Genomic DNA, 26207 nt, shown 5'->3' on the forward strand with positions numbered 1-26207 from the left:
TTTTAATCACCTCTAAGAAAACTGCTTTTTGAAATTTTTGATGAATGCTTCATAGTTAGCATCATGAAGGATTTCTTTAACTCCATTGTCTTGGACAAGATATTTAAATAATTTGAGGAAAATCGTTTCCCATAATTTGAATTGTGATTTTGCAATACTGATCAGAAATACGAGTTGGACATGATGTTCATCCCACATAATTGGTTTGTCTAAGATTAAAACAGCAATGGATGAGACGGGAGGATCGTTGTAAATGGGATGCGGAATTGCTACCAGATTGCCAATTTCAGTTGGGGAGGCTTCTTCTCGCTCGAAGACAGAGGCTTTTGCTTCGTCATTCATAAAATTTTTACTTTTAAGCTGTTCTGTAAGAAATTCAAGAATGTCTTCCTTGGTTTTAAACTGAAGACCGGTATTAAAACAGTCTTTATGAAAGAATGTCTCAATTTCAGTACCGGCATTCGTTTGTGGCGAAAAAAACTTTTGCTGCAGTAGCTGGAGTTCATTTTGATTTAAAAGGTGCTGAATCAAAATAATTTTATCAGATTGAATATGTTTGATGGGAACGGTCGTGATTACCATATCTACATCGTCAATGATACGTTGTTCTAATTGATAACCAGGAATTGTATCGACAATTTTTATGCGGCTTTTGAAGTTTTCTTCAAGACATGTTCTAAGTAGAACGGCGGTACCGATACCTGTTGCACAAACGAGCAGTGCTCGTTTGACGCAAGCATCATTTTTGATATCCATACGGCTGAGAGCGGCACCAAAATGAACCGCAATATAGCCAATTTCGTTTTCGTTGACGGTAATGTTCTCCTGTGTTTCAAGGTAGTGGCTGGCGATAACCGCAATTTGAAAGGCTAATGGATATTCAGATTTGATAACTTCCAATACATCATTGCGGATATTCATTTGAAAACGCATGCGTGGTATGGATGTTTTTAAGTGCAGTGCCAGCCATTGGATGAGCACTTCATCTTTAGAAAAATCAATGCTTACATTTTCGTTGATAACAAGGAGTATTTTTTTTACCATTTCTATAGTACGATCAAGCGCTGCATCATCGACATCCATGTATTTTTTACTAGTCATAAGATGCTGCGTTAGGTAGTACACCTCACTTGTAGCTACGTCAATGGACATTTCGCGATAGATTTCTTCAAAGATCGAAGCAGCAACTTCAAATTCTTTTGTTTTTTCCATCATTTTTGTTTGGCTGACGGTGTAGACCATGTAGTTTTCTTGATTGGCGCGCTTCATAGCGATTGCTATGTGGATGAGCAGATTTTGCACAGCCATGTCGGTTAGTCGAATTTCATAGGCTGTAATGACACGTAAAATAATTTTTTCGACAGCATCCAGATCTATTGTTTTAAATAGCTGTCGATAGAAATCTTCTTTGGCGATGGCATTTGTTTCTTTTCGATCCGAACAATATTCTGCCAAAAAATAGCGGAGCTTTGCCTCATTGCCACTAATTTGCATACCTTGTGTTTTGTAGGTTCTGAATTCTAAATCATATACGGCCAGTTTTTTTGCAGCTTCTTTTAAGCTGTTTTTTAGGGTGGAAAGGCTGATGAAAAGATCATTTGCCAATTGTTGCTGTGTGAGAGGTTTATTTTCCAATGCACCTTGTAGAAATTTTTGCAGGATAAAGGCTACTCTGTCGTCCATGGATCCAATATAGATACCAGGCATTTGATCCGTCAATTTTCTAAATAAATTTGTATCAAATATTTCTAGTGTATATCCGGAACGGGTGTCTGAATGAATTCTGGCCCCCTTTGATTCAAGTGTAGTGGAAGTGTTTTTAACATCCGTGCGGATTGTTCGGGAAGAGACGCCAATCCGTTTAGAAAGTTCCTCGCCCGTCAGACCATCTTGGTGTTGTTGGAGCAGCCTTATGATTTTTTGCTGTCTTTCACTTAGCATCGTTGTCAATCCTTTCTGCCTTAAAACAAGTGTATCAAAAAGCGGTAAAAGCGCATAGGCTGTCTATTTCCTTTCATTGAGGAAATATTTTGTGAATTTATTATGTTTTTCCTAAAGTACTTTTTCATGAGGAAATTATACCGCTTCGTCATGTATATACTATATTACATTATATACATAACTTTTAATGTTTTTTTCTCTTTTGCTAACAAGGTATCAAAAGCTTCATAGCCAGCAGAAAGCGGAAATGTGTGTGTGATGATTTCGTCTACTTTTACTTTACCTGATTTGAGGTATTCAACAGCTGCGGTCCATTCGTTACCAGGAAATGGGGCCGAATAACTCATCCAGGAGCCGGTGATATTGAGTTCACCACGCAGGATGAGTTCGAATGTACTTGCCGGAATTGTGATATCACGCTGTGCCGTACCAATATAGACTACATGGCCGTTCTTCTTTACAAGCGTGAGTATTTGCGTCTGGAGAGCATTTACTCCGGCTGTTTCAAATGCATAATCTACTTTACCATGTTCTTCAAAATAGGCGGTTACATTCACTTTTCCCGAATTGATGGTCTTATATGCGCCAAGCTTTTTGGCAAGCGTAAGTTTGGCTTCGTCAATATCAATGACATAAACTTGTTCGATACCTTTGGCTTTGAGGCATTGCAGTGTGAGAATGCCAATCGTACCGCAGCCATAAACTATGGCGGATTTGCCGCTATCCAGTTGCTTGACCCGTTCGATGCCGTGAATAGCTACGGTAATTGGTTCAATACAGGCTGCTTGTTCGTAAGAAACGTTGTCAGCAATTGGTACAACATTACGTGCTGGTACAACTACATATTCTGCCATGGCCCCATTTTGACGCGAGCCAATGAATGAATAATTCATGCACATCGCAGGCTTTCCTTTGGCACAATTATCACAGGTATAACAAGGAATCAGCGGCGCTGCTGTCACGCGGTCACCTTTTTTTACATTTTTTACCTGCGTACCAAGTTCAGTGATTTCACCGGAAAACTCATGACCAATGATGATGGGATAAGAATGGACGCCGCCGTCTTTGGCACGGGGAATATCCGACCCGCAAATACCGCAGGCATGTACTTTAATGAGAACTTCGTTTTCTTTTACTTGCGGAATGGGAACGTCTTTATAGACAAGTTCCTTTACGCCTTCGACAAGAAGGGCTTTCATTGTTTTCATAAAATCGCTCCTTTTGTATTTTGTCACTTTTTTGACAAACCAAGTGTAACAAAAAGATTCTCTACGCCATAGTCTGAAAATTTCCGCATAGAAGGGAAATCGAGAGGGGCGAAAGACATCTATGTGTAATGCTGCGACAAAATAAACTAAAGGTTTTGCCTGAGAAGAAATATTAATCACAGGTTTAATTATGAAGTAATATTTTTTGTAAATCGCATTCCACTAGCTTTTTCTTGTTTGCAGCAATCGGGTCTTATATAATAAGAACATAGAGTTATTTCATGAATCGTTAAATTATTGTTGAGGAGTATGGATATGGATCATAATTTAAAAAAAGAAATTATTCAGTATGCAAAAATTTTAGAGGCGCAGGGGCTCGTAAATCCGCTTGAAGGTAATATATCAATTTTGGATCGAACGGCAGGTGAGCTTTATATTACTCCATCCGGTACCAGAAAAACTTTACTTACAGAAGATATGATTGCTGTTATGAAAGGGGAACAGCAAATTGGCGGGACACGGAAAAGATCAAGTGAATATCTTTTACATGAAGCAGCCCTGCGGGCTCGTCCTGATTGCAATGCTGTAGTACATGCTCATGCGCCTTATTTAACAGCCTATGCTTATTGTAATAAAAGTATCAATATCAGATGTTCGACGACGTTTGGTTTGTTTTTTGGAGATATTCCCTGTTTGCCATATGGTGAACCAGGTACGGTTCATATTGCCGATGGTATTGAAGAGGCAATGAAAGAGCATGAACTTATTTTATTAGCGAATCATGGCTGTGTTTGTATTGGCAAAACGATGGAAAATGCAGTAAGTATTCTGGAAGCCGCGGAAGCAGTTATGAAAATTTATCAAATGGCAAAAACGGTCGGTGAGATAAGTGATCTTTCCCCTGAACAATGGGAACAACTGGGCAACAATCATCCAGGACGGAAGTCAACAGTTCTACATAGATAGGCTGTTATTAATGAAGGCAGGTTTTTACATATGAACGAAACATGGTCTATCGGTGAAGTGGCAAAGCTTTTTTCTGTTTCGACGGATACGCTGCGTTATTATGAGAAAATGGGACTGTTGGCTTCACACAAAAATCAGGAAAATGGGTATCGGTATTATTCATATGATGAAATTGTCGTTTTAATGGATATTTTATTTTTTCGTAATATGGAGTTATCAATTCAGGATATTAAACAGATGATCACGAAAATGGATGTTGGTGATATCAAAAATATCCTTTATCAAAATCAAAAACTTGTTGAGCATAGGATACAGGAACTGCAAAAGTTGCAGACGATGATTACACAGGTTGCGTTACAATATAAATCATGCGAGGAACGTTTGGGGCAGTTTAAAATAGTTACGGCACCAAGCTTTCAATATAAACTTATGAGTCATCAGGAAGACGATCTTGTTAGTATGATTCGCGAATATAAAAAAGAAGACTGGATTGATGATCGTATACGTTACATGCTGTTTGTAGATGCGGCGGATCTCGTAGAAAATGCAAATTTTTGTTTAGCACATGTTGGCTTTAGTATTGAAAAAGCAAATTTTAGTATGCTTCCGTCGTGGGAGGCTAAAAACTTTTTATCGCTGCCGGAAGCAGAGTATTTATATACGATTCTTGGAACGACTTATGTAGAGAGTGAAAATGATATATTGCAAAAAACCTTACAATATATTCAAGAATCAGGAAGAGAAGTCGCCGGAGATATGGTTGGTCGTTATATGGCCAGTTCTCATAAAGATGGTCTGGATTACTATGAAATATGGATTGCTTTGGCAAAAACTTGACATTGGATCTACTCCAAGCTTTATCATCTTAATTGGGTGATAATGATGAATGGAAATATCTTAGGTGAAGAGAAGATTACGACATTGTTTCTGAAATATACAATTCCAGCCGTTTCAGGAATGTTGTTTTTGGGCTTAAACACGATTGTTGATGGTTTTTTTGTTGGTATCTATATTGGCGTAGATGCATTAGCAAGTGTGAATATTGCGATGCCTTTTTTGAGTTTGTTAATTGCATTGGGTGTCGTTATCGGTATTGGTACGCAAAGTCTGGTAGGTAAATATTTGGGTGCAAACAATATTAAGGCGGCAAATGATACGTTTATAACAGCACTTAGTTTGATTACGGGCAGCTCGGTTCTGCTGGCAGCTTCGGCTCTTTGCTTTACAAAAGAAATGGCTGGTTTATTGGGGGCGAATGAACATTTGCTGCCAATGGTAACGATGTATATTTATTATACGAGCTGGTTTTTACCGTTTTTTGCTATTATGTTTGTTTTGGATTATGTGTTAAAAATTATGGGGAATCCCTTCTATTCGATGATGATTCTGGTCGTGGCTGTCATCGGGCACATGTTGTTGAATTATTTGTTGATTGTACAATTGGGCTGGGGGATAGAAGGTTCGGCCTTTGCTATCGGAATTAGTTATACAATCGCTTTTATCTTGTCGCTGTTGCCGTTTCTTATGGGTAAAACCAGTCTGAAATTATTTCAGGGCAGCTTTAAAAAACCTTTGGCACACCAGATTCTTTATACGGGTTCTTCTGAAGGCGTTGCCGAAATCGGAACGGGTGTCACGACTTTTTTGTTTAATATTACGCTCATGCGCTATGTTGGCGAAGTCGGTGTAGCTGCTTTTACCGCGATTGGCTATTTGTCTTTTATCGGTAATAATATACTGATCGGTTTATCAGACGGTGTTGGGGCCATTATCAGCTATAATTATGGCAGCGGAAAAATGGAACGGGTCAAAGAGGCTTTGAAGCTTGCTTGCGGTTCGGCTGTAGTGATTGGTATCGGTTTGTTTGCGGTGATTTCACTGTATGCGCAGGAAATTATTCAAGTGTTTATTGAATCAGGCAATGAACGTGTGATTGCGTTTGCCGTATATGGTGCACACTTATATGCACTGGCATTTTTAGTAAATGGATTTAATATCATTGCATCAGGTTATTTTACGGCTATTTGCCGCCCTCAAAGTTCCGTTTTGATTGCGTTAAGTAAAGGTATTGTCTGGATTGGGGTGGGCGTTCTTGTTTTGCCGCAATTTTTTGGCATAAAAGGTATTTGGCTGACGGTGCCAGCAGCGGAAGTCTTGACGCTGTTTTTGTCGCTCGTGTTATTATACAGACACTTTCGTCCTAAACTTGGTTCATAAATCGTTTTTGATGTAAGAAAAGCAGCAGAAAAATCCTTGCGATTTTTCTGCTGCTTTTTGTTTTGGCCGTTATTTTTAGAAAAACACACCTATCTTCATCAAATGAGTGATTTTTTAGTTTTGAAATATACTACGTAAGCGGGTTTTTGACATTTTTTTCTCTTCAAGTAACACAATTGTATTGTGTTACTTGAAGAGAAAAAAATACACTCTATATCTTAGATACGACATTTCCAATTCTATTCCTTCTATTTATACTAAATAATGTCATTTATCATAAATTTAAATTTATATAAATTGTATCTAATTCATCTTTTGTAATACCTATATAGGCCAAAGTAACACTAGGTGCAGAATGATTCAAAAGTTTTTGAATTCTGGTTACATCGGCACCGCCTTTATATGCCCAATAACCAAATGTTTTTCGTAGTGTATGTGTCCCGATTGCTTCCGTTATACCGATTGCCCGAGCCGCAATATTCATGATTCTATAAGCCTGTACGCGGGTAATTGGCTGCTGACTTTTTTTGCTTTTAAAAAGCCAGCCACTGTCGCGGTTTGTACTTAAAAGATATTCATTTATCGTTTTTTTACACGTTTCAGATAGTGGGAAATCTTTTATTTTACCAGTTTTCTTCTCCTGGATAATAATTCGATCACGATTTTTAATATCAGTTACCTTTAGTGATAATAAATCAGAAATTCTTAAACCACTGTTAATTCCCAGGACAAAAAGCAGGCAGTCACGGATATTTCGATTTTTTAAATACTGTTTCATTTCATTAATTTGTTGTTTGTCACGAATTGGTTCTACATATTTCATTATTACTCTCACCTTATCTAATGTTTCTTATTATATAAATATAATACATTATAATACATTAGTATATAGATATATGTAACATAATACAATTGTGTTACATCGCTATTGGAAAGAATAATCTAGAAATTGAGACTTAAGTCAGGGGATGGTTTTGAAAAGCAGCGTCATTGACGGAATTTGGGTTTGATTCGTTACGAAAATGAAATTGTTATAGGGGAATGGAGAATGTGAGAATGAATTTAAGGGCAAAAATGTTGATTTATTTTTTTATGGTGGTTATGGTAGCTTTAGTGGGATTTTCATATACGGTGTGGAAAGTAAACGATGTAGCAGAAATTGTCGATACTGTTAAAACACGTGATTTACCTCGTACACTTACGACGAGTAAGCTAAATAACAATGTTTCTGATAAAGTTGGGTATGTGAGAGGTTATTTTATTACAAAAAACCAGCAAATGCTGGATGATTATAAGAAAATCGTTCAAGAGAATAGCAATATTGAAGATGATCTTATTAATAGTTCTGTCACTGAAGATGGAAAAAGGTTAAGTAAAGAAGTAAAAGCTCTAGATGATAAATATTCTTCTATTGCAGAAAACAAGCTGTTTCCCCTGCTAAAAGCAGGGGCGGATGCAGAAGCTTTGCAGGTTATGATCAATGAAATGACACCGACAGCGAAAGCTCTAAATGATAAAGTAGATGAATACCAAGATTTGCGAAATAAGAACGTTACCGCTTCTTTGGATCGATCTGTTGAACTGGCAGGTCATGCGAAGATGATAGCACTTTTTGCCGGAATATTTGCTGCCATTTTAGGTATGCTCATCGGGCTCTTTTCGGCTCGTAGTATATCGCGTCCGATTAATGAATTGGTTGGGGTTGCACAAAAAGTGGCGGCCGGTGATTTGACACAACAGGTGATAATTGATCGAAAAGATGAAGTAGGGGAACTGGCAGTCGCATTTAATACTATGGTAGTGGCATTGAAAACTTTAATAAAAAAAGTCAATATCAATGCAGAACAGGTAGCGGCTTCTAGTGAGGAACTTACGGCAAATTCTGAACAGTCGGCTCAAGCAACAACCCAAATTGCTACGTCTATTACGGATGTGGCCGCTGGTGCGACCGAACAAATGGATGCAGCAAATTCAGCATCGGCAGTGGTAGAACAAATGTCAGCTGGAATCCAACAAATAGCGGCTAATGCCAGCCAAGTTGCCGAAAGTTCAGCGAAGGCTACGGATAAAGCAAAAGATGGTGACCAAAAAGCGGAAGATGCAGTCCGTCAGATGAATCAAATTGAAAATACAGTAAATAGCTCCGCTCAGGTTGTAGTTCAGCTGGGCGAGAGATCAAAAGAAATCGGACAAATTGTGGACACGATTTCAGGAATTGCTGGTCAGACGAATTTGCTGGCTTTGAATGCAGCAATTGAAGCCGCTCGGGCAGGAGAGCAAGGCAAAGGCTTTGCTGTAGTAGCCGAAGAAGTGAGAAAGCTGGCCGAACAGTCTCAGGAAGCTGCACAAAGAATAGCTGAATTGATTGCTCATATTCAAGGTGAAACAGAACAAGCAGTCATTGCTATGAATGCAGGTACACTAGAAGTTAAAACTGGTGCGAAAGTAATCAGGGATACAGGAATCGCATTTAAGGATATTATGATGGCTGTAGGTGAGGTTTCTGATCAGGTGAAGGAAATCTCATCATCTATACAGCAAATGGCATCTGGAAGCCAGCAAATTGTCGTTTCTGTACAAAAAATTGATGATCTCAGTAAAAAAGCAGCTAGTGAGACACAAAGTGTTTCTGCAGCAACGGAAGAACAATTGGCGTCGATGGAAGAAATTGCAACAGCTAGTCAGTCTTTGGCTACTTTGGCAGGAGATTTACAAATGGCTGTTAATCAATTTCGTGTGTGATTTGTGTGAATTTTAAAGCAAAAGTTTTTTCGGTTATTTGTTTGGCTTGCAGCTTATCAAAGGTATATAAAGTAATATGTTTCTATGTTTGAGCGATCGATGCATACAAAAAATGTTAAGCGCACATGGAATATTGACAAAACGCTTATGAATATAAATTGACTGTACGAAAAAGCACCTTTCGAATTTGAAAGGTGCTTTTAAAATTGTAAGTCTATAGAAAAGTAATGTTTATAATTTTTGTGGTAATCATGTAAAAAAAAAGAACTTTTACAGATTGTATAGAGTAGGAATGAACTGGTATGATTTAATCATGAACATATATTTAAATAAAATAAAAGATCCAGGAGGGAAGTATGGTGAAAAGTGAATTGTTAAAAAATATCATTGAGATTCTTTTGGAATGTGGCAGTTATATGTCCGTAGCGCAAATTGCGGAACAACTTCATGTATCCACAAAAACAATCCATAATTATTTAAATCAGCACCAACTTCAAGCGTTTATCCGACCTGTGGTATTTGAAAAAAAACAAAAATTAGGAATTCGACTTATTGGAACAGAGGAAGAGTTAGATGCTCTTCGTAGTATGATTGCTGCTGAAAATATAAATAGGATTGTTAAAAATAATTTATTAAAATTATCAGATTATTCTTTTATTTTACAGGTGTTATTCACTTCGGCTAAGCCATGTACTACACAGGAACTTGGCGATATGTTATTTATGAGTAAAACAAGCATTCATACCCATTTTATTGCTATTGAAGATTGGTTAAAAAGGCGAAATATTCAATTGATGAAAAAAGAAAATCATGGAATTTGGCTTGAGGGAAATGAACGGTTCATTCGTGAGGCCTATAAAGATTATTGCCTTAATATTCCACTTAATGAAGATACCTTAAATCTTACAAGTTTTGATCGATTGGATCGAAATCATTACAATAGAATTGTCATGATTTTTACCAAAGAGGTTACGGATAAGACGATTCAAATTGCATTACTGGCAGAAATTATACTGAATCAAAAAATGACAGAAAATTCCTTATTTTATTTAATTATAAAACTTAATATTTTAATTAATAGGATATGTATACACAAAATCATTATAAAACCACTGCAGGATGTAAAAAAGCTTCATGAATATTTAGGGGCACAGGTGATGAAAATTCATATTGAAGAAATGTTCAAAATTAAGATTCCTGAAAATGAATTGTATGAAATAACAGAATATCTTTTGGAAACACGTTTGCAAAAAAACAATCTTATCGAGAAGAATCCGACAAAATTAAGTCAACCTTTAGCTGAGAAGTTTTTACAAAATGTATCACAGTGCTTGCAGGTTGATTTAGCGAATGATGAGGATTTGATCCATAATCTTCTGCTACATTTGCAACCTGCTATTCGTAGAATAAAATATGGGGCAAAAATCGAAAATCCATTGATTTATCGGATTCGACATGAGTTTACAAATATATATCTTGCGGTGTTGACTTCTATTGAAGAATTAGAAAAATACGAGCAAGTAGCTTTTGACTCAAATGAAATTGGATATATTTGCCTTCATATTGCTGCTGCGATTAATCGACGCGAACGGGGGAACTATATTAAGACTTGCTTGATTTGTAATGGGGGTATTACGATTACACAATATTTAGAGAGTGCCATTCAGAAGGAAGTGCGGGAAATTCAGATCGTCAAAACTTGTGTTAGTGATGATTTTAATTATTTGGCAATCGGACAATATGATTTAATTCTTGATGCAACCTATATGATTAAAAATGATCAGGCTAAATTGATTCAGATTCAGGAAATGTTTACAAAAGAGGATGTCTCTCGGATTCGTCATTGGATTTTAGGTAAATTTGTCTTAGATGCTTTTAAAGAAGGAAAATCAGAATCAGAAAATTTATTGTATTTTAATGATGACTTAAAAACGAAGGAAGAAGTTTTCTTGAAGTATGGGGAATATTTATTTAAGAAAGGTTATGTAAAAGCAGGCTACGCAGAGAGTATGCTAGAGCGTGAAAATCGTGCATCAACAGCATTGGGAAGATATATAGCTGCACCACATGGGTCGAGAGAATTGGTGTTAGTTTCTGCTTTAGTGATTGTTAATTTGAAAAAAACAATTGTTTGGGATGAATATAATGTTGATTTGATTTTTATTTTGGCTGTCAATTTTTCGACCAGTATGACAAATCAGTATTTTTTTAAAACACTCTATGAGATTATAAAAGATGATGTTCTGATTAAGAAAATAAAAAAATCAGCTAATTTGGAGGATATTAAGAAAATATTGACAGAGTTAGAGCATCTTGAAAAATCAAGATAAATACCTTATTTATGAATTGAATATGGAAAAATTCGAGATCTATAACAGCTTGAATATGGAAGTTACTCTGGCGTATTCTAAACGTAGAGATGATACATAGGAGGTCATGCAGATGGATATTTCATCCATTCTTGATAAAAAAAATATAATTTTGGCTATGCAGTCAAAGGAAAAAAGTGATGCTTTTTTTGAACTTGCACAATGTTTTAAAGAAAACAATATTATTACGGATGTCAAGGGGTATGTAGAAGATGTATTAAAGCGTGAAGCAGAATTTAGCACAGGCATTGGTTATGGCATCGCGATACCACACGCTAAATCAAAATATGTGAAAACAACAGCTATTGCGGTAGGGAAACTAGCACATAATATCGTATATGATTCGATTGATAATGAACCGGTGCGGATTCTTTTTATGATTGCAGTTCCGGAAAATGGTAATGATGCCCATTTGAAAATCTTAAATAAACTTGCCCGAAAATTTATGGATGAGAATTTTAGAAAAAACATTTTAGCAGCTGAAAATGAAGATTTTATGTTTGAGGCTTTACGTATTTTTTAACATGTTTTATTATAAAATGTTTTAAAATAAGAAAATTTAAGTGGGGGGATTAGTATGAAAATCGTTGGAGTTTCAGCGTGTCCGACAGGGATTGCTCACACCTATATGGCTGCCGAAGCATTGGAGAAATGCGGGAAAGAATTGGGGTATGAAGTCAAAATTGAAACACAGGGTATTGAGATTGAAAATATTTTAACACCACAGGAAATTGAAGAGGCAGATCTTGTTATCATTGCTTGTGCAAAAAATGTCGACTTGACACGTTTTGAAGGAAAAAGAGTCATTGAAGTACCAATCGACAAAGCTGTTAAAAATGCGAGACAAATTATCATGGATGCTGTTGAAGGAAAAAATATTAGTATATTTCATTTAGCTGAAGAGGAAAAAGAACAAAAAAATCAGCAAACAGGTGTATATAAACATTTGATGACGGGTGTTAATTTTATGCTGCCGTTTGTTATCGCCGGTGGTATCTTAATCGCTTGTAGTTTTATGTTTGGTATTCATGCCGGTGATCCGAATGATCCTTCCTATAATATCTTGGCAGCAGCTTTCAATAAAATTGGTGGTGAGGTTGCCTTTGGATTAATGGTTCCAGTCTTAGCCGCTGGGGTTGCGTATTCCATTGCAGGAAAGCCTGGTATCTGTTCGGGTATGGTTGCCGGAATGCTGGCAAAAAGTATTGGTGCAGGTTTTATTGGTGGATTAGCAGGTGCATTTATCGCAGGATATTTAACACTTTTTTTACTTAAAAAGATTCATTTACCAAAATCAATACAAAGCTTAAAAGGCCTTATTATTGTACCGCTCTTATCAACTTGTATTACAGGGTTTATTATGATTTTTATTATTGGTACACCTGTTAAATTTTTACTGGATACATTATCAACTTTTTTAAATAATATGGGAACAACCAATGGGATTTGGATTGGTCTTTTGATTGGCATGATGATGGCATCTGACATGGGGGGACCAATTAATAAAGCGATTTCTACTTTTTCAATTGCTTTAATGTCTTCTGGAGTCTATGGTCCCATTGCCGCCTGTATGGTTGCTGGTATGACACCTCCGCTTGGCTTGGCACTGGCAACTGTTTTATTTAAACAAAGATTTACGGTCGAAGAACGTGAGGCGGGAAAGTCGTGTTGGGTTTTGGGACTTTCATATATTACCGAGGGGGCAATTCCTTTTGCTGTAGCCGATCCGTTTCGTGTTATTCCCTCTTTGATGGCAGGTTCAGCGATAGCTGCGGCTATTTCACTTGGTGCTGGATGTACATCTTTGGCACCGCATGGAGGTATTTGGATATTGCCAATACCAAATGTCATCGGCAATTTACCAATGTATGTCGCAGCTTTACTTGCCGGAAGTATTGTAACTTGTTTCTGTGTGGCATTTTTAAAAAGAAAAAATAACTATGAATTATAATAAAGGAGAGAAAAACTATGCTTTATACAATGAATGACTTACTGTGCGTAGCTAAAAAAAATCAATTTGCAGTTCCTGCTTTTAATATTGGAAGCTTTGAAATCTTGCGTTCCGTTATAGATGCGGCAACTGAAACAAATTCTCCAGTCATTTTGGAAATTCATCCTGATGAAATTGCATATTTAACGGATGTTTTTATAGAGTCAGTTAAGCAGGCTGCTTATGAAGCACCAATACCTGTGGTTATTCACTTAGATCATGGTGCTGATTTATATGATGTGTTGCGTGCTATTCGAAATGGATATACATCGGTTATGATTGATTCTTCGAAAAATGCGTATCAAGAAAATATTGAAGTTACTAAAAAGGTTGTTGAAATAGCACATGCGTTGAATGTTTCAGTAGAAGCAGAGTTAGGCACAATTGGTGCTATGAACTATGCGGATGAAGGTGTAGACAATGTTACGTATACAGACCCTGATCAAGCACAGGACTTTGTTCAAAAAACAGGCATTGATACGTTAGCAATTGCTATAGGTACAGCACATGGCTTATATCCAAAAAACTTTACGCCTAAACTAAATCTACCGTTGCTGGCAGAATTGAATAAACGTTTGGATATTCCTTTAGTATTGCACGGCGGTTCGGGAAATCCCGATGATGAAGTAACGAAATCTGTTTCATTAGGCATCTGTAAAGTTAATATTTCAAGTGATGTTAAAAGTGCTTTTTTTACAGAATGTCAGCGTTTTTTTCGGGAAAATCCAGATCAGTATGAGCCAAACATGATTTTCTCATCGTGTATACAGGAAGCAAAAAAAGTAATTCATCATAAATTTGATATCTTAAATACGCTGGGGAAAGCATCATTGTATTAAGTAAGTCGATGTATACAAGCCTAGTTCAATCGAAGCATAGCTATATTATGTCCGTTTTAACGGACATAATATAGCTATGCTTCTTTATTGTTTATTGTTAAAATGAAATCAACGAATAGAGGTGATGAACATGCTGCAAGCCAGAGAATTCCAGATTATATCATTGTTATTGGAATCTGCTCAAGGATTATCAGGTAATGAATTAGCACAACTTATTGGTGTTTCGGAGCGTACAATTCGGCGAGATATTAAATATATTCAAACATATATCGAAAGTTCGGGCTGTATAATACATTCCTCTGTAAAAAATGGTTATTCCTTAGAAATTTTGGACGAAGATAAATTTAATACTTTGAAAAAAAATCTGAATGATTGTGAACAAACAGATTATATTTTAGAACAACTTATCATTAACACGTTAAATGATACTTGTATTTCGCAGGCAGAGTTGGCAGATAAACTCTATATGAGTCTTTCGACATTAAAACTACACATCAAAATGATAGAAAATAATTTGGAGAAATATCATTTGGAAATTATTAATTACAAAAATAAGGGCATGAAAATATACGGGAATGAAGAACAAATCCGGTATGCTATTTCTGAATACATTTTCACAAAATATAAAAGCAGTGTATGTCAAGTTTATCAGCCTTTTTTTGCTAATATAGATTTACTTTTGCTGAAAAAAATTGTAATTCAAGTAATTGAGCAAAATATGTTAAAGCTAACGGATTTATCTATTGATAATTTATTAATACATATTGTTATTTTAATGAAACGAGCTAGTCTTGGACAGTTAATTATTTATAATGATGATCAAATTGCAAAAATAGAGCAAACAAAATCTTTTGAGGCAGCACGATATATTGTTAAATCAATCTATCTTAGCTTTGGCTTGGAAATTAATTTAAATGAGACTTGCTATCTTGCTCAACATATCATTACTAGCAAAAAATATTCTGAATTTGAAAATATAAAGGTGAATGTTGAAATAGAAAATTTGATAAAAAATATAATGAATATGATAAATCAAATTTGTGGAATTGATTTTTCAGAAGATAAAACCTTACTCCATTGGTTGTCGCTGCATCTTGACATTGCCATGAACCGACTGAAAAACAATATGAATATTCACAATGAGGCTTTAGATTTAATAAAAAAAGAATATCCATTGCCCTTTCAAATTGCAGCAATGGCAGGAAAAGTTATTGAACAGGAAAAAAATATTAAAGTTAATGAAAATGAAATCGGTTATATTGCAATTCATTTTGCGGCTGCCTTCAGTCGTCGTGGTAATTTAAAGAATGCAAATGTAAAAAAAATCTTGTTAGTATGTGGATCGGGGATTGGAACTACAGTTTTATTGAAAGCAAGGATACAAGAATATTTTCAAGATCGTATACAGATAGTAAACACTATACCTGGTTATAAATTAAATGAACAAATCATAAGTTTGGTGGATGTGGTCTTAACAACAATACCTATCGATCATATCAAATCTGATAAAATAATAAACGTTAATTATTTATTAAATTTAGATGAAATTGTCTTTATTGAGTCAAAAATATTTAATAAAGAGATGTTTAATAAAGATCTTATTTTACAATTTTTTCGAGAGGATTTTTTCTATACACAAATGGATTTTGATAATAAAGAGGATATTTTAGACTTTATGACAGATCAGATGATACAAAAAGGAATGATAAGTGAAATTGGGAAAGTTTCAATCAAGGAACGAGAATCTTTGTTTTCTACCGAAATGAGCAATCTATTGGCAATTCCACATTGTTTATATAATGATCTTGATAAGACAATTATACCAGTGTTGGTTTTAAAAAAACCGATTCTTTGGAATACGAAATATGTACAGATGGTGTTGTTAATCAATGTTGCAAAAGAAACATTTGAAGTGTGGGATACCTTTTTCCCTAAATTGATACACTTTTTAGTAAAAGAAAAAGGAGTACAGTTTTTTTTAAACGGTACATCTTATCAATATTTTATAAAAAAAATAGTTAAAATATTTAGAATTTAGTAAAACATTAAATCATAACATCTTAACTATTATGGATTAAAGTTTGATGGTATAAATTTATTAATAAAGGAGCTTACTAACATGATCGATCAATATGTTTATCCAGAACTTGTATGGGTTCATAAATTATTTCCCAACAAAGAAGATTTATTCAAGACAGTTGCAAGAAATTTATATAATAAGGGTTTTGTCAATGAGCAATATTCTGAAAGTCTTATATCAAGAGAAATTAAGTTTCCTACAGGGTTAGCATTGGAAGATTATTTTGTAGCAATACCTCATAGTGATTGCAAAAATGTAAAAAAATCATTTGTAAGTGTTGTTATTTTAGATAAACCTGTAATCATGAATAAAATGGATGATCCAGAGATAGAAATACCGGTCGAATATGTGTTTTTTTTAGGTATGAACAATGATCAAGATCATATAAAGTTTTTGAAGGAGGTTATTTGTATTATAAAAAATAAAAAATTAATTTTAAAAATGAAAAAAGCTGCTTCTTCGGAAAAAATAATAAGCTTGTTATCAACTGATTCATTGGGGGGGCGTTTATTAGATCCAGCATGATTCTTGAGGTCCATATTATAAGACAAAGCATAATGATCAATACTAAAGTGAGGATGATGAACATGAAAAAAATTAAAATATTGATTGCTTGTGGCAGTGGAATAGCTACTTCTACGATTGGTGCTGATGTAGTAAAAGAAATATGTAAGAATTTAAAGATTTCTTCTTTTGAGATTATTAAGTGTACTATGACTGAAATATCTTCCATGGAAAAAAATGTAGATCTTATTTTGACAACAAATAATTATACGGGTAAAACGCAAATACCTCATATAAGTATTACAGGGTTTATTACAGGAATTAATGAAGATGCTTTGCGAGAAAAAGTCAAAAAACAAATATTGGGAATTTATCAACAATTAAAACAATGAAATAGGAAGGATATCATTCCTGATGCTTATTCGATTCAGTGAAAAATATATAAAGGGGATGTTTTATTTTGGAAACAATGTTGGCAGGTATTCAAGAGGTTTTAGGATTAGGTGCTAAGGCTATTTTGCCTATTATTATCTGTTCATTAGGTTTGTTTTTTAGAATGAAATTAAGAGATGCTATTAAAGCAGGGCTGACAGTTGGGTTAGGATTTTTAGGGTTAGGTTTAATTATAACTTTATTAACTTCGACATTAGAACCAGCTGTTTCATTTTATCAAAAATTAGGATCAGGTTATACGATTATTGATATTGGCTGGGCTGCTGTTGGTGCAGCTTCATGGATGGCTCCTTTCGCAGCACTCGCAATTCCAGTCGGTTTATTTATCAATTTAGCATTAATTAGATTTGGTGCCGTAAGAACAATGAATATTGATATATGGAATTATATGCATTTTTTAATACCAGGATTTTTAACATATGTATTATTTAGTAGTGCTATTGCTGGGTTTTTAGTTACAATTTTAATGTCAGTTATTGCAATTTTTGTAGGAGATCAATTAGCACCAAGATGGCAAAAATACTTTGGGTTGGAAGGAACTACCTGTACAACCGTTAATTTAATTGCGTGGACTTTTCCTGTAGCTCTCATTATTAATAAGATTATTGATTTGATTCCAGGCTTAAACAAAATAGATTTCAGTATAGAAAAGGCAAATAAGAGATTAGGAATTATGGGAGATCCAGTTCTTATAGGTTTGTTTGTAGGAGCATTACTTGGTATCCTAACAAAACAAAATTTTTCTAATACGGTCACCATGGGGATAGGAATTGCAGGAGTTATGCTATTGATGCCTAAAATGGTTGGGATTATGATGGAAGGTTTAGCTCCGGTTGGAAAAGCAGCAAATAGTTTTATAAAAAAGAGGATAGAAACAGAAAAAGAAATAATTATTGGGATGGATGTTGCTCTAGGGTTGGGGGACCCCACGACTATTACAACAACAGTTGTTACGATACCGCTCGTGATTTTGTTTGCTTTAATTTTACCAGGTGTTCAATTTTTCCCGGTGGGAATGCTGACGTCAGTCTGTTATTTTGCAGTAGTTTGTACACTTGCTAGTAATGGTAATTTATTTCGATCGGTTATTTCTACGCTCATTTATTGCATAATTTCAATGTATACCTGTGCTTATGTGGCACCTGGAGCTACAGCAATGCTCAATGCAGCTGGGTTGAGTATTAACGGATTAGGAACAGATGTATCTGTTGGTTCACCTATTTGGGGCGTTCTTATTTATTGGTTAAGTACAATATTCCAATAAATGTAAGAAAATTATAGTTAATATTAAATCTATAAAATATATATGGAGTTAATAATAGGAGAAATTTACATGAATATGATAAAAATTATTCCTTCAGTTTTTAATGCTGATTTGTTAAATTTAAGAGATGATATTGTCTTTTTAGAAAAAAATCATATGGATATTTTACATATTGATATGATGGATGGAAACTATGTTCCTAATATTGCATTTGGTCCTGACCAAATAAAACGAATAAAAGAAAATACATCTATGAAAATAGATGTTCATTTGATGGTTGCTCGACCAGAAAAAATAATTGATAGAGTTATAGATGCTGGTGCTGATTTCATTTCTATACATTATGAATCTACACTTCATGCTCATGAAGTGGTGAAAAATATTAAAAACAAGGGGGTACGTGCAGGTATCGCACTTAATCCAGCGACGCCACCTGCTGTTTTAAAATATATGATTGAAGACATCGATTTTGTTTTACTTATGTCTATTAATCCAGGACATTGGAATCAACAATTCATTGATAATATTTACGGTAAAATCAAAGAAACAAAGGAGCTGATTGATAATCGAATGGTTGAAATTGAGATAGATGGTCGAATGGACCCAAACCGAATTAAAAAAGCTTCAAATATTGGAGCTTCTATGTTTGTTGTCGGAAGTTATTTGTTTGATGGAGATAAAAAAGAAAATATTTTAAAATTACAAAAAATATTAAAATAATTGAATATGGAGAGATTAAAATGGATTCTTTAAAATTATACGGAGTTAGAGATATACGATTTGAAAAAGCAGAAGAACCGATAATGCACAGTGACAATGATGTCATTGTAAAAATTAAAGCAGCAGGGATATGTGGGTCTGATGTATCTAGATATAGACTTTTAGGACCTTATATTATAGGAATGATTTGGGGACATGAATTTTCTGGAGAAGTAGTAGCGATTGGCAAAGCAGTTACAAATGTTTCAATTAATGATAGAGTCGTAGGCTGCCCAGTCGTATTTGACGGAGAAGATTATTATTATAAAAAAGGTGAATTTAATAGAAGTGATTTTAACAATGCTATTGGTGCCAAAAGACCAGGAGCTTTTGCCGAATATATTTGTTTGCCTTCACAAAATCTTGTTAAAATACCGAATACACTTTCTTTTGATGCAGCATCTTTAGTTGAACCTTCATCTGTTGTAATTCATGGATTATATAGAACATCTTTAACCGTTGGCAAGAGTGTAGCAATAGTTGGCGCGGGCGGAACTCTTGGTCTGATTGCTATTCAATGGGCTAAGATTTTCGGTGTAGGAAAAATTATAGCAATTGATATAGATGATGCTAAGTTAGAACTATCAAAAAAGGTTGGTGCAGATGTCGTTATTAATTCATTAAATGAGGATACGGAAAAACTTATTGCAAAAAATACGGATGGACTGAAAGCAGATCTTGTTATTGAAGCTGCGGGGTCACCTATCACTGCTTCACAAGTTTTTGCTTATGCTAAAAAAGGTGGGGAAATATTGTTCTTAGGCATCCCTTATGGTGATGTTCATGTGAAGAGATATTATTTTGAAAAAATTTTAAGAAGTGAATTAACAGTTTTTGGTTCATGGAGTAATGTTTCAGCACCTTTTCCTGGAAAAGAATGGTCGGATAGCGTGAAGTTTTTTGCGGAGCACAAAATCAACACAGAGCATATTGTTACACATAGATTACCTTTAAGTAAAGGACCAGAAATTTTTAAAAAATTAATGGAAAGAAAAGAATTGATAGGTAAAGTTATACTTCATCCAGATGAAAAATAAGTCATTAATACTAGAGCTGGATATAGAAATTATGGAAGATATTTTTAATTAGTATATCCTCTATAAATGAAGATAAATTAGGAGGAATTGTTCATGAAACTACAACTGGCATTAGATGACATAAAATTAGTCGATGCATTAGTATTAGTAGAAAAAATAAGAGAGTATATTGATATTATTGAAATTGGCTCGCCATTTATTATTGAAGAAGGCATGAGAAGCGTACGAGAATTTAGAAAGTATTTCCCAGAAAAATATATTTTGGCAGATACTAAAATTATGGATGCTGGAGATTACGAGACAGAACTAACATATTTAGCAGGAGCAGATTATTGTACAGTTCTTGGTGTAACAGATACTTTGACAGTAAAAGGCTGTCTGGAATCTGCAAAAAAATATGGGAAAAAAGTTTTTGTTGATATGATTTGTGTAAAAGATATGGAAAAAAGAATTTTAGAATTGGAGGAAATTGGTGTTGACTGTTTTACAGTTCATACAGGAGTTGATCAACAGGCTGTTGGCAGAACAGCATTAGAAGATTTGGCAGAAATGAAGAAAGTAAGTAAAAAATCTCAGATTTCTGTAGCGGGAGGAATCAAAGAAAGTACTCTTTATAAATATAAGAAAGTAGGTGCTGATATTATTATTGTTGGAAGTGGTATTATTCACGCAGATGATCCTGTTAAGGCAGCGAAAGCGATCTATAAAGAACTCAAAAGTAAATAGGTTGTGAAACTGATAGAGTACAAAAATGCTTTTAAGCGTAATTGTACTATCTGGACATAAAACAGAAAAAATGGGAGCATAAATTTATGTTCCTATTTTTCATTTAATGACTAGTCTTATCAACGTTAAGGCAAGTTTGTTTAAGAAATTTAAAAATTTATGCAATAAATTGATGAGTCCTGCGTTATATTAAAAGTACGATCAAATTTATTATGAGGAGTGTTGTATAATGGATGAGGTTTTAAAATTTTTGCAGGATAATTCACCGTTTTTTCTGGCCACGGTTGATGGCGATGTTCCCAAGGTTCGTCCGTTTGGATTAGCGATGGAATTTGAAGGAAAACTATATTTTGGTACCAATAATAAAAAGCCTGTATATCAGCAGCTTCAAGTAAATCCGAAAATTGAAATCAGCACAGCTTCTAAAACAGGAGAATGGTTACGTTTAAAAGGCAACGCTGTTTTTAATACAACACCACAAATAAAGCAGGCGGCCTTGGATGCTGTGCCGATGCTGAAAAACGTTTACAGCGTAGAAGATTCGCTGTTTGAACTTTTCTACATAGAAAATGCTGAGGCAACTTTGAAAGATATGAAAGGTGCTGCTAAAACAATTACGTTTTAATTGTCTTATGATTGAGCTGTGAAACAGCATGCAGATTTTATGAGAGGAAGATACGATGAATCCTATTTTAGAAAATATTTTGACACGTCGCAGTGTTCGTAAATATAAAACAGAACAAATAGCCGATCTTGAACTTGAAAGTATTCTTGAAGCAGCGAAATATGCACCAAGTGGGGGTAATTCACAATCGTGGCATTTTACAGTTGTACAAAATACAGATAAGCTGGAAGAATTGAATCAATGGGTACGGAACGCTTTTTCAAATTTAGTTATTGATAATACGATGTACCGTTCTAAAAAAGCCGGAAAAGCAGCAGCGGCAAATGAATCTTATAATTTTTATTATCACGCACCGACTTTGATTATTGTATCGAATGAACGAGAGTATTCAAATGCATTGGCGGATACGGGCGCAGCTTTGCAGAATATTTTTTTAGCGGCGCATGCACTCAACATTGGTTCATGCTGGATCAATCAACTGACTTGGTTTTGTGATGATATACCTGTAAGATCTATGTTGACTTCACTTAGAATTCCGGAAAATCATAAAGTTTGTGGTGCAGCTGCACTTGGTTATATAGCGGGGAATATTCCTAAAGCTGTGTCTCGTAAAGAAGGTACGGTGCATATCGTAAGCTGATATGTGAATGTTTTTGTAAAATGAAGAGGGTAAGGTCACAGTTATAAATCTATAAAAGAGACCTGCCCTGCTTTATGTCAGTAAAATTTTAAGGAAATAAGGAAATTTATTGTTAAGTTCTTGACTCTTATATATTTGTATGATACAAATATATAAGAGGGTGATAAAGATGCTGGATGTAATTTTGAATGATGAGAAATATAATCGTTGTATCGAAGATATCGGCGAGTTGTTGCAAAAAACAGTTCGGGGATTTCAGATGTTTGAGAAAGAACAAATTCGCATACATGGCTTTACACATTCGCAGTGTTATATCTTATTGGAAATTCTTAAGCATGGATCGCTTACGATTAATGAAATTAGTGTGAAGATGAAGCTGGAAGCGAGTACGATTACCCGGATCATGGATAATTTAGTGCGGGATCACCTGCTTATGCGTCAGCGATCTACATTCGATAAACGGATTGTAGAAGCGATACTTACTGAGCAAGGGCACGCAGCGGCAATTCGTCTGGAAGCGAGTATAAAAATGTATTATCGTAATGTCATCAAAAATTTACCACGCGGCCATGTGCGTGAGATTATGAGTGCAGTTGAAGCACTATTGGGAGCATTGGAGAAAGCCAAAATAGAGTAAAGTATTTTTACAACAAATACTTGTATGATACAAATATTTGTTGTAAAACACAGATAAAATTGGAGGGATTTATAATGACGGAAAGTTTTATTCAACAGATGATTGCAGAAAGAATTGGCGGGAATCAATTTGGCAAAGATACAGTTTTGTATAAATTTGAAAAAATTAAGAGAGCAAAACGGGCAGCACAGAAAAAGAATCCTAATATGGATTTAATTGATTTTGGGGTCGGCGAACCGGATTGGATGGCAGAACCAGAAGTGATCGAGATCTTATATAAAGCGGCTAAATGCAAAGAAAATCGTGGCTATACCGATAATGGTTTGCTTGATTTCAAAGAAGCGGCTGCAGATTATATGAATAACGTTTATCATGTGCAAGGGTTAAATCCTGTGTCAGAGGTGAATCATGGTATCGGGTCTAAACCTATTTTGGCACTTTTGCCATTGGCCTTCATTAATCCGGGTGACATTACGCTTATGACGGTTCCCGGATATCCGGTGATGGGAACGACAACACAGGCAATCGGTGGTGAAGTGGTTAATCTGCCGCTTTTAGCAGAAAATAACTTTTTACCGAACTTAGATTCTTTGACGGTTGAGCAGTGTAAGCGGGCAAAATTGCTTTATATAAATTATCCAAACAATCCGACTGGAGCTGTGGCAAGTAGAGAATTTTTTGCAAAGGTTATTGAGTTTGCCAAAAAACATAATATTATTGTTGTATCGGATGCCGCCTATGCTGCACTCACGTTTGATGGAGAAGTTCCATTTAGCTTTTTGTCAATGGATGGTGCAAAGGATGTAGGGGTGGAAATACATTCGTTGTCTAAAGCATATAATATGACAGGCTGGAGATTGGCTTTTATTTGTGGAAATGAGCTGGTAGTGAAAGCGTTTGCTGCAGTTAAGGATAATAATGATTCCGGACAGTTTGCAGCCATCCAAAAAGCAGGGGTATATTGTCTCAAGCATCCTGAAATTACCGAAAAAACGAGTCTGAAGTATTCACGTCGCCACAATTTACTGGTCGCAGCGTTAAAGAGTCTTGGTTTTTCAGTAAAGAAACCGAAGGCTTCTTTCTATCTTTATGTGAAGGTGCCAAAGGGAATCAAAGGAGGCCGCAGTTTTGCCAGTGCAGAAGATTTTTCCGAATATCTTATTGTCGAAAAAATGCTTTCAACGGTTCCGTGGGATGACGCAGGCGCCTATGTCCGATTTTCTGTGACATTTGAAGCAGGTGGTGAAGCAGAAGAACAGGAGATCATTGCAACTGTAAAACAGCGGTTAGCCGATGTTCATTTTGTTTTTTAAATAAAAATAGACCAAGACTGGCAGAAGATGCTTGACTTGGTCTATTTTTATGAGTTACAATATAAACATGTCAAAAACAACATGTAACAAATAAAATGAAAGAAGGATTTACAGATGGAACAATTTATTGGCAGTCATATGATTTATACGTATGAAAATGGTTGGGAATATGAAATCTATATAAAAAATGATCATACAATTGACTATCGTATTCATAGTGGTATGGTTGCAGGACGATGGGTGCGTGATCAAGAAGTCAATATTGTGAAACTCACAGAAGGTGTTTATAAAGTTGCTTGGACTGAGCCTACCGGAACCGATGTTGCTTTGAATTTTATGCCAAATGAAAAAAGAATGCATGGGATTATATTTTTCCCGAAATGGGTCCATGAACATCCGGAAATTACGGTGTGTTATCAAAATGATCATCTTGATCTCATGCGAACATCTCGTGAAAAGTATGATACGTATCCGAAGTATGTTGTTCCAGAATTTGCGGATATAACATTTTTGCATAATGCTGGTGTGAATAATGAAACATTGATATCAAAAAAACCTTATGTGGGAATGACGGATGATATCCGTGCGGGGAAATTGAAGTAAGAATTTAAATGAACGTTTACTATGGAAAACGTTTATATTGAGAATAGCGTTTCGCTATATAAAAAAATACCTATAGATTAAAAATTGTTTAATCTATAGGTATTTTTTGCTTTTTTATTTTAAAATGAAAATCAAATGTAAAACAAAAGGAAATCCAATAGTATCCTTGTAATATAAGACTTGTATCGTAAATGAGTTACACCATACGGATGTAAAATTTAGTTTAGGAGATGGTTTATTGATGAAAAAAATATCGATGTTGATTGTTGGTATGTTTATGTTTACATTATCAGCAGCAAGTGTGAGTGCCGCAATACCTGAAACGGAGACAATCCCACCAGCTACTCAGCAGAAACAGCATGAAGATCAAATCAGGCAGACTCCAACTCAAACAGGCCAACAGGGTGAAGATCAGTTAAATCAGGGTAAAGCGGATTCAACGAAACAAGATCAGTTAAATCCAGATAAAACAGATCCAATGAAACAAGATACACTAAATCAGGGTAAAGCGGATTCAACGAAACAAGATCAGTTAAATCCAGATAAAACAGATCCAATGAAACAGGATACGCTAAATCAGGGTAAAGCAGATCCAACGAAACAAGATCAGTTAAATCCAGATAAAACAGATCCAATGAAACAGGATACGTTAAATCAGGGTAAAGCGGATCCGATGAAACAAGATACATTAAATCAAGATAAAAAAGACCAAACGAAACAAGATAGCAAATTCATTAAAAAAGACACAAAAAAACAGGATCAGGCTAAATTAACTAAAAAAGACACAGTGAAACAAGATCAGATAAAATTAAATAAAGAAGATCAAAAGAAACAGGATCAACTGAAATCAAATAAAGAAGATCAAACGACACAAGGTTCACTTATATCAGGAAAAACAGATCCAACAAAACAGGAACAATTGAAACCCGCTCAAGAAAATCAACAGTTACAGAAAGATAATTCTTCACAAATCGTATTTTAACAAAAAATTGGGGATGTGACAAAATGAGAAATCATTTTGTCCACATCCTCTTTTTCTATGCATATTGAGTAAACAAGCGGGCAATTACCTTAAAAAGGGTACACAACCCCTTTCCCCATAAAAACTGTTTTTCTACAGTTTATGCGGCTTTCTTCAAACGTAGTCTTTTATTGTGGTATTTATAAAGATTATGCCCGATAGAAACCAGGAAAATCTCTAAACGTACTTGTTCCATGCCTTTTCGAACGATTCTTTTGTACCAGCGGTTATTTTTCATGATGCCAAAAGTACCTTCGGATTGAATGGAGCGAT

At 35.1% G+C, this 26207-nt stretch carries 25 protein-coding genes; 21 read left to right on the top strand and 4 right to left on the bottom strand.

Going from position 1 to position 26207, the window contains the following annotated elements:
• Nucleotides 1-12: 12 nt before the first annotated feature.
• Together BMY14_RS19275 and BMY14_RS19280 are read right to left on the bottom strand one after the other, a co-directional pair.
• A complete protein-coding gene (locus BMY14_RS19275; protein ID WP_091835568.1) occupies nt 13-1941 on the bottom strand; it encodes a BglG family transcription antiterminator in 1929 nt (642 codons plus the stop codon).
• Between the two features lie 164 nt (nt 1942-2105).
• Nucleotides 2106-3149, bottom strand: coding sequence for a galactitol-1-phosphate 5-dehydrogenase (locus BMY14_RS19280; RefSeq protein ID WP_091835571.1), 1044 nt, complete (start codon nt 3147-3149; stop codon nt 2106-2108).
• A gap of 315 nt (nt 3150-3464) precedes the next feature.
• On the opposite strand from BMY14_RS19280, the gene BMY14_RS19285 reads away from it, so the two are divergent.
• The 3 genes from BMY14_RS19285 to BMY14_RS19295 are packed head-to-tail and all read left to right on the top strand — an operon-like array spanning nt 3465 to nt 6332.
• Entirely contained in the window at nt 3465-4115 is a 651-nt protein-coding gene (locus BMY14_RS19285) for a class II aldolase/adducin family protein (RefSeq protein WP_091835574.1), read from the top strand.
• Between the two features lie 30 nt (nt 4116-4145).
• Complete coding sequence (locus BMY14_RS19290) at nt 4146-4952, top strand: MerR family transcriptional regulator (protein ID WP_091835577.1); 807 nt, start codon at nt 4146-4148, stop codon at nt 4950-4952.
• A gap of 42 nt (nt 4953-4994) precedes the next feature.
• The gene (locus BMY14_RS19295; RefSeq protein WP_026329270.1) at nt 4995-6332 is read left to right on the top strand and encodes an MATE family efflux transporter; all 1338 of its coding nucleotides are present in this window, start codon (nt 4995-4997) and stop codon (nt 6330-6332) included.
• A 274-nt stretch (nt 6333-6606) separates the two neighbouring features.
• Here the strand turns inward: BMY14_RS19295 and BMY14_RS19300 are convergent, their stop codons facing one another.
• Nucleotides 6607-7155, bottom strand: a complete 549-nt coding sequence (locus tag BMY14_RS19300) for a site-specific integrase (protein ID WP_019552955.1) — start codon at nt 7153-7155, stop codon at nt 6607-6609.
• Nucleotides 7156-7388: 233 nt separating this feature from the next.
• Here BMY14_RS19300 and BMY14_RS19305 point away from each other — a divergent pair, with 233 nt between their 5' ends.
• From BMY14_RS19305 to BMY14_RS19390, 18 genes are all read left to right on the top strand, one after another.
• Nucleotides 7389-9074 carry a methyl-accepting chemotaxis protein gene (locus tag BMY14_RS19305; RefSeq protein WP_091835580.1) on the top strand — a complete coding sequence of 562 codons (1686 nt, stop codon included), beginning with the start codon at nt 7389-7391 and terminating at the stop codon, nt 9072-9074.
• Nucleotides 9075-9430: 356 nt separating this feature from the next.
• Nucleotides 9431-11404 carry a BglG family transcription antiterminator gene (locus BMY14_RS19310; protein ID WP_091835583.1) on the top strand — a complete coding sequence of 658 codons (1974 nt, stop codon included), beginning with the start codon at nt 9431-9433 and terminating at the stop codon, nt 11402-11404.
• A 112-nt stretch (nt 11405-11516) separates the two neighbouring features.
• Nucleotides 11517-11966, top strand: a complete 450-nt coding sequence (locus BMY14_RS19315) for a PTS sugar transporter subunit IIA (RefSeq protein ID WP_177177672.1) — start codon at nt 11517-11519, stop codon at nt 11964-11966.
• A 54-nt stretch (nt 11967-12020) separates the two neighbouring features.
• A complete protein-coding gene (locus BMY14_RS19320; RefSeq protein ID WP_091835589.1) occupies nt 12021-13394 on the top strand; it encodes a PTS fructose transporter subunit IIC in 1374 nt (457 codons plus the stop codon).
• Between the two features lie 17 nt (nt 13395-13411).
• The gene (locus BMY14_RS19325) at nt 13412-14272 is read left to right on the top strand and encodes a ketose-bisphosphate aldolase (RefSeq protein ID WP_091835592.1); all 861 of its coding nucleotides are present in this window, start codon (nt 13412-13414) and stop codon (nt 14270-14272) included.
• Nucleotides 14273-14402: 130 nt separating this feature from the next.
• Nucleotides 14403-16310: a BglG family transcription antiterminator gene (locus BMY14_RS19330; RefSeq protein WP_177177673.1), complete on the top strand. Its 1908-nt coding sequence runs from the start codon at nt 14403-14405 to the stop codon at nt 16308-16310.
• An 81-nt stretch (nt 16311-16391) separates the two neighbouring features.
• Nucleotides 16392-16877: a PTS sugar transporter subunit IIA gene (locus BMY14_RS19335; RefSeq protein WP_091835598.1), complete on the top strand. Its 486-nt coding sequence runs from the start codon at nt 16392-16394 to the stop codon at nt 16875-16877.
• A gap of 62 nt (nt 16878-16939) precedes the next feature.
• On the top strand, nt 16940-17248 hold the full coding sequence (locus tag BMY14_RS19340) for a PTS sugar transporter subunit IIB (RefSeq protein ID WP_091835601.1): 309 nt from the start codon (nt 16940-16942) through the stop codon (nt 17246-17248).
• Nucleotides 17249-17325: 77 nt separating this feature from the next.
• The gene (locus BMY14_RS19345; RefSeq protein ID WP_245741499.1) at nt 17326-18573 is read left to right on the top strand and encodes a PTS transporter subunit IIC; all 1248 of its coding nucleotides are present in this window, start codon (nt 17326-17328) and stop codon (nt 18571-18573) included.
• 69 nt (nt 18574-18642) lie between these two features.
• A complete protein-coding gene (gene rpe, locus BMY14_RS19350; protein ID WP_019552970.1) occupies nt 18643-19293 on the top strand; it encodes a ribulose-phosphate 3-epimerase in 651 nt (216 codons plus the stop codon).
• Nucleotides 19294-19313: 20 nt separating this feature from the next.
• Nucleotides 19314-20369, top strand: a complete 1056-nt coding sequence (locus BMY14_RS19355; protein WP_091835607.1) for a galactitol-1-phosphate 5-dehydrogenase — start codon at nt 19314-19316, stop codon at nt 20367-20369.
• A 93-nt stretch (nt 20370-20462) separates the two neighbouring features.
• A complete protein-coding gene (hxlA, locus tag BMY14_RS19360) occupies nt 20463-21095 on the top strand; it encodes a 3-hexulose-6-phosphate synthase (protein ID WP_019552972.1) in 633 nt (210 codons plus the stop codon).
• A gap of 229 nt (nt 21096-21324) precedes the next feature.
• Entirely contained in the window at nt 21325-21720 is a 396-nt protein-coding gene (locus tag BMY14_RS19365) for a pyridoxamine 5'-phosphate oxidase family protein (RefSeq protein ID WP_091835610.1), read from the top strand.
• 55 nt (nt 21721-21775) lie between these two features.
• Nucleotides 21776-22360, top strand: coding sequence for a nitroreductase family protein (locus BMY14_RS19370; protein WP_091835613.1), 585 nt, complete (start codon nt 21776-21778; stop codon nt 22358-22360).
• Between the two features lie 169 nt (nt 22361-22529).
• Nucleotides 22530-22997: a MarR family winged helix-turn-helix transcriptional regulator gene (locus tag BMY14_RS19375; RefSeq protein WP_245741498.1), complete on the top strand. Its 468-nt coding sequence runs from the start codon at nt 22530-22532 to the stop codon at nt 22995-22997.
• Between the two features lie 74 nt (nt 22998-23071).
• Nucleotides 23072-24310 carry an LL-diaminopimelate aminotransferase gene (locus BMY14_RS19380; protein WP_091835616.1) on the top strand — a complete coding sequence of 413 codons (1239 nt, stop codon included), beginning with the start codon at nt 23072-23074 and terminating at the stop codon, nt 24308-24310.
• A gap of 114 nt (nt 24311-24424) precedes the next feature.
• A complete protein-coding gene (locus BMY14_RS19385; protein ID WP_091835619.1) occupies nt 24425-24913 on the top strand; it encodes a phenolic acid decarboxylase in 489 nt (162 codons plus the stop codon).
• Between the two features lie 241 nt (nt 24914-25154).
• Nucleotides 25155-25895: a hypothetical protein gene (locus BMY14_RS19390; RefSeq protein WP_091835622.1), complete on the top strand. Its 741-nt coding sequence runs from the start codon at nt 25155-25157 to the stop codon at nt 25893-25895.
• A 139-nt stretch (nt 25896-26034) separates the two neighbouring features.
• Here the strand turns inward: BMY14_RS19390 and BMY14_RS19395 are convergent, their stop codons facing one another.
• Nucleotides 26035-26199: a transposase gene (locus tag BMY14_RS19395; RefSeq protein ID WP_281246470.1), complete on the bottom strand. Its 165-nt coding sequence runs from the start codon at nt 26197-26199 to the stop codon at nt 26035-26037.
• Nucleotides 26200-26207 lie beyond the last annotated feature (8 nt).

It is taken from the genome of Propionispira arboris, assembly GCF_900109225.1.
Taxonomy (GTDB): domain Bacteria; phylum Bacillota; class Negativicutes; order Selenomonadales; family Selenomonadaceae; genus Propionispira; species Propionispira arboris.

What these genes read in the sequence shown, in the direction of transcription:
- BMY14_RS19275 (WP_091835568.1), bottom strand. Translation starts at nt 1,941, where the DNA reads ATGCTAAGTGAAAGACAGCAAAAAATCATAAGGCTGCTCCAACAACAC.
- BMY14_RS19280 (WP_091835571.1), bottom strand. Translation starts at nt 3,149, where the DNA reads ATGAAAACAATGAAAGCCCTTCTTGTCGAAGGCGTAAAGGAACTTGTC.
- BMY14_RS19285 (WP_091835574.1), top strand. Translation starts at nt 3,465, where the DNA reads ATGGATCATAATTTAAAAAAAGAAATTATTCAGTATGCAAAAATTTTA.
- BMY14_RS19290 (WP_091835577.1), top strand. Translation starts at nt 4,146, where the DNA reads ATGAACGAAACATGGTCTATCGGTGAAGTGGCAAAGCTTTTTTCTGTT.
- BMY14_RS19295 (WP_026329270.1), top strand. Translation starts at nt 4,995, where the DNA reads ATGATGAATGGAAATATCTTAGGTGAAGAGAAGATTACGACATTGTTT.
- BMY14_RS19300 (WP_019552955.1), bottom strand. Translation starts at nt 7,155, where the DNA reads ATGAAATATGTAGAACCAATTCGTGACAAACAACAAATTAATGAAATG.
- BMY14_RS19305 (WP_091835580.1), top strand. Translation starts at nt 7,389, where the DNA reads ATGAATTTAAGGGCAAAAATGTTGATTTATTTTTTTATGGTGGTTATG.
- BMY14_RS19310 (WP_091835583.1), top strand. Translation starts at nt 9,431, where the DNA reads ATGGTGAAAAGTGAATTGTTAAAAAATATCATTGAGATTCTTTTGGAA.
- BMY14_RS19315 (WP_177177672.1), top strand. Translation starts at nt 11,517, where the DNA reads ATGGATATTTCATCCATTCTTGATAAAAAAAATATAATTTTGGCTATG.
- BMY14_RS19320 (WP_091835589.1), top strand. Translation starts at nt 12,021, where the DNA reads ATGAAAATCGTTGGAGTTTCAGCGTGTCCGACAGGGATTGCTCACACC.
- BMY14_RS19325 (WP_091835592.1), top strand. Translation starts at nt 13,412, where the DNA reads ATGCTTTATACAATGAATGACTTACTGTGCGTAGCTAAAAAAAATCAA.
- BMY14_RS19330 (WP_177177673.1), top strand. Translation starts at nt 14,403, where the DNA reads ATGCTGCAAGCCAGAGAATTCCAGATTATATCATTGTTATTGGAATCT.
- BMY14_RS19335 (WP_091835598.1), top strand. Translation starts at nt 16,392, where the DNA reads ATGATCGATCAATATGTTTATCCAGAACTTGTATGGGTTCATAAATTA.
- BMY14_RS19340 (WP_091835601.1), top strand. Translation starts at nt 16,940, where the DNA reads ATGAAAAAAATTAAAATATTGATTGCTTGTGGCAGTGGAATAGCTACT.
- BMY14_RS19345 (WP_245741499.1), top strand. Translation starts at nt 17,326, where the DNA reads ATGTTGGCAGGTATTCAAGAGGTTTTAGGATTAGGTGCTAAGGCTATT.
- rpe (WP_019552970.1), top strand. Translation starts at nt 18,643, where the DNA reads ATGAATATGATAAAAATTATTCCTTCAGTTTTTAATGCTGATTTGTTA.
- BMY14_RS19355 (WP_091835607.1), top strand. Translation starts at nt 19,314, where the DNA reads ATGGATTCTTTAAAATTATACGGAGTTAGAGATATACGATTTGAAAAA.
- hxlA (WP_019552972.1), top strand. Translation starts at nt 20,463, where the DNA reads ATGAAACTACAACTGGCATTAGATGACATAAAATTAGTCGATGCATTA.
- BMY14_RS19365 (WP_091835610.1), top strand. Translation starts at nt 21,325, where the DNA reads ATGGATGAGGTTTTAAAATTTTTGCAGGATAATTCACCGTTTTTTCTG.
- BMY14_RS19370 (WP_091835613.1), top strand. Translation starts at nt 21,776, where the DNA reads ATGAATCCTATTTTAGAAAATATTTTGACACGTCGCAGTGTTCGTAAA.
- BMY14_RS19375 (WP_245741498.1), top strand. Translation starts at nt 22,530, where the DNA reads ATGCTGGATGTAATTTTGAATGATGAGAAATATAATCGTTGTATCGAA.
- BMY14_RS19380 (WP_091835616.1), top strand. Translation starts at nt 23,072, where the DNA reads ATGACGGAAAGTTTTATTCAACAGATGATTGCAGAAAGAATTGGCGGG.
- BMY14_RS19385 (WP_091835619.1), top strand. Translation starts at nt 24,425, where the DNA reads ATGGAACAATTTATTGGCAGTCATATGATTTATACGTATGAAAATGGT.
- BMY14_RS19390 (WP_091835622.1), top strand. Translation starts at nt 25,155, where the DNA reads ATGAAAAAAATATCGATGTTGATTGTTGGTATGTTTATGTTTACATTA.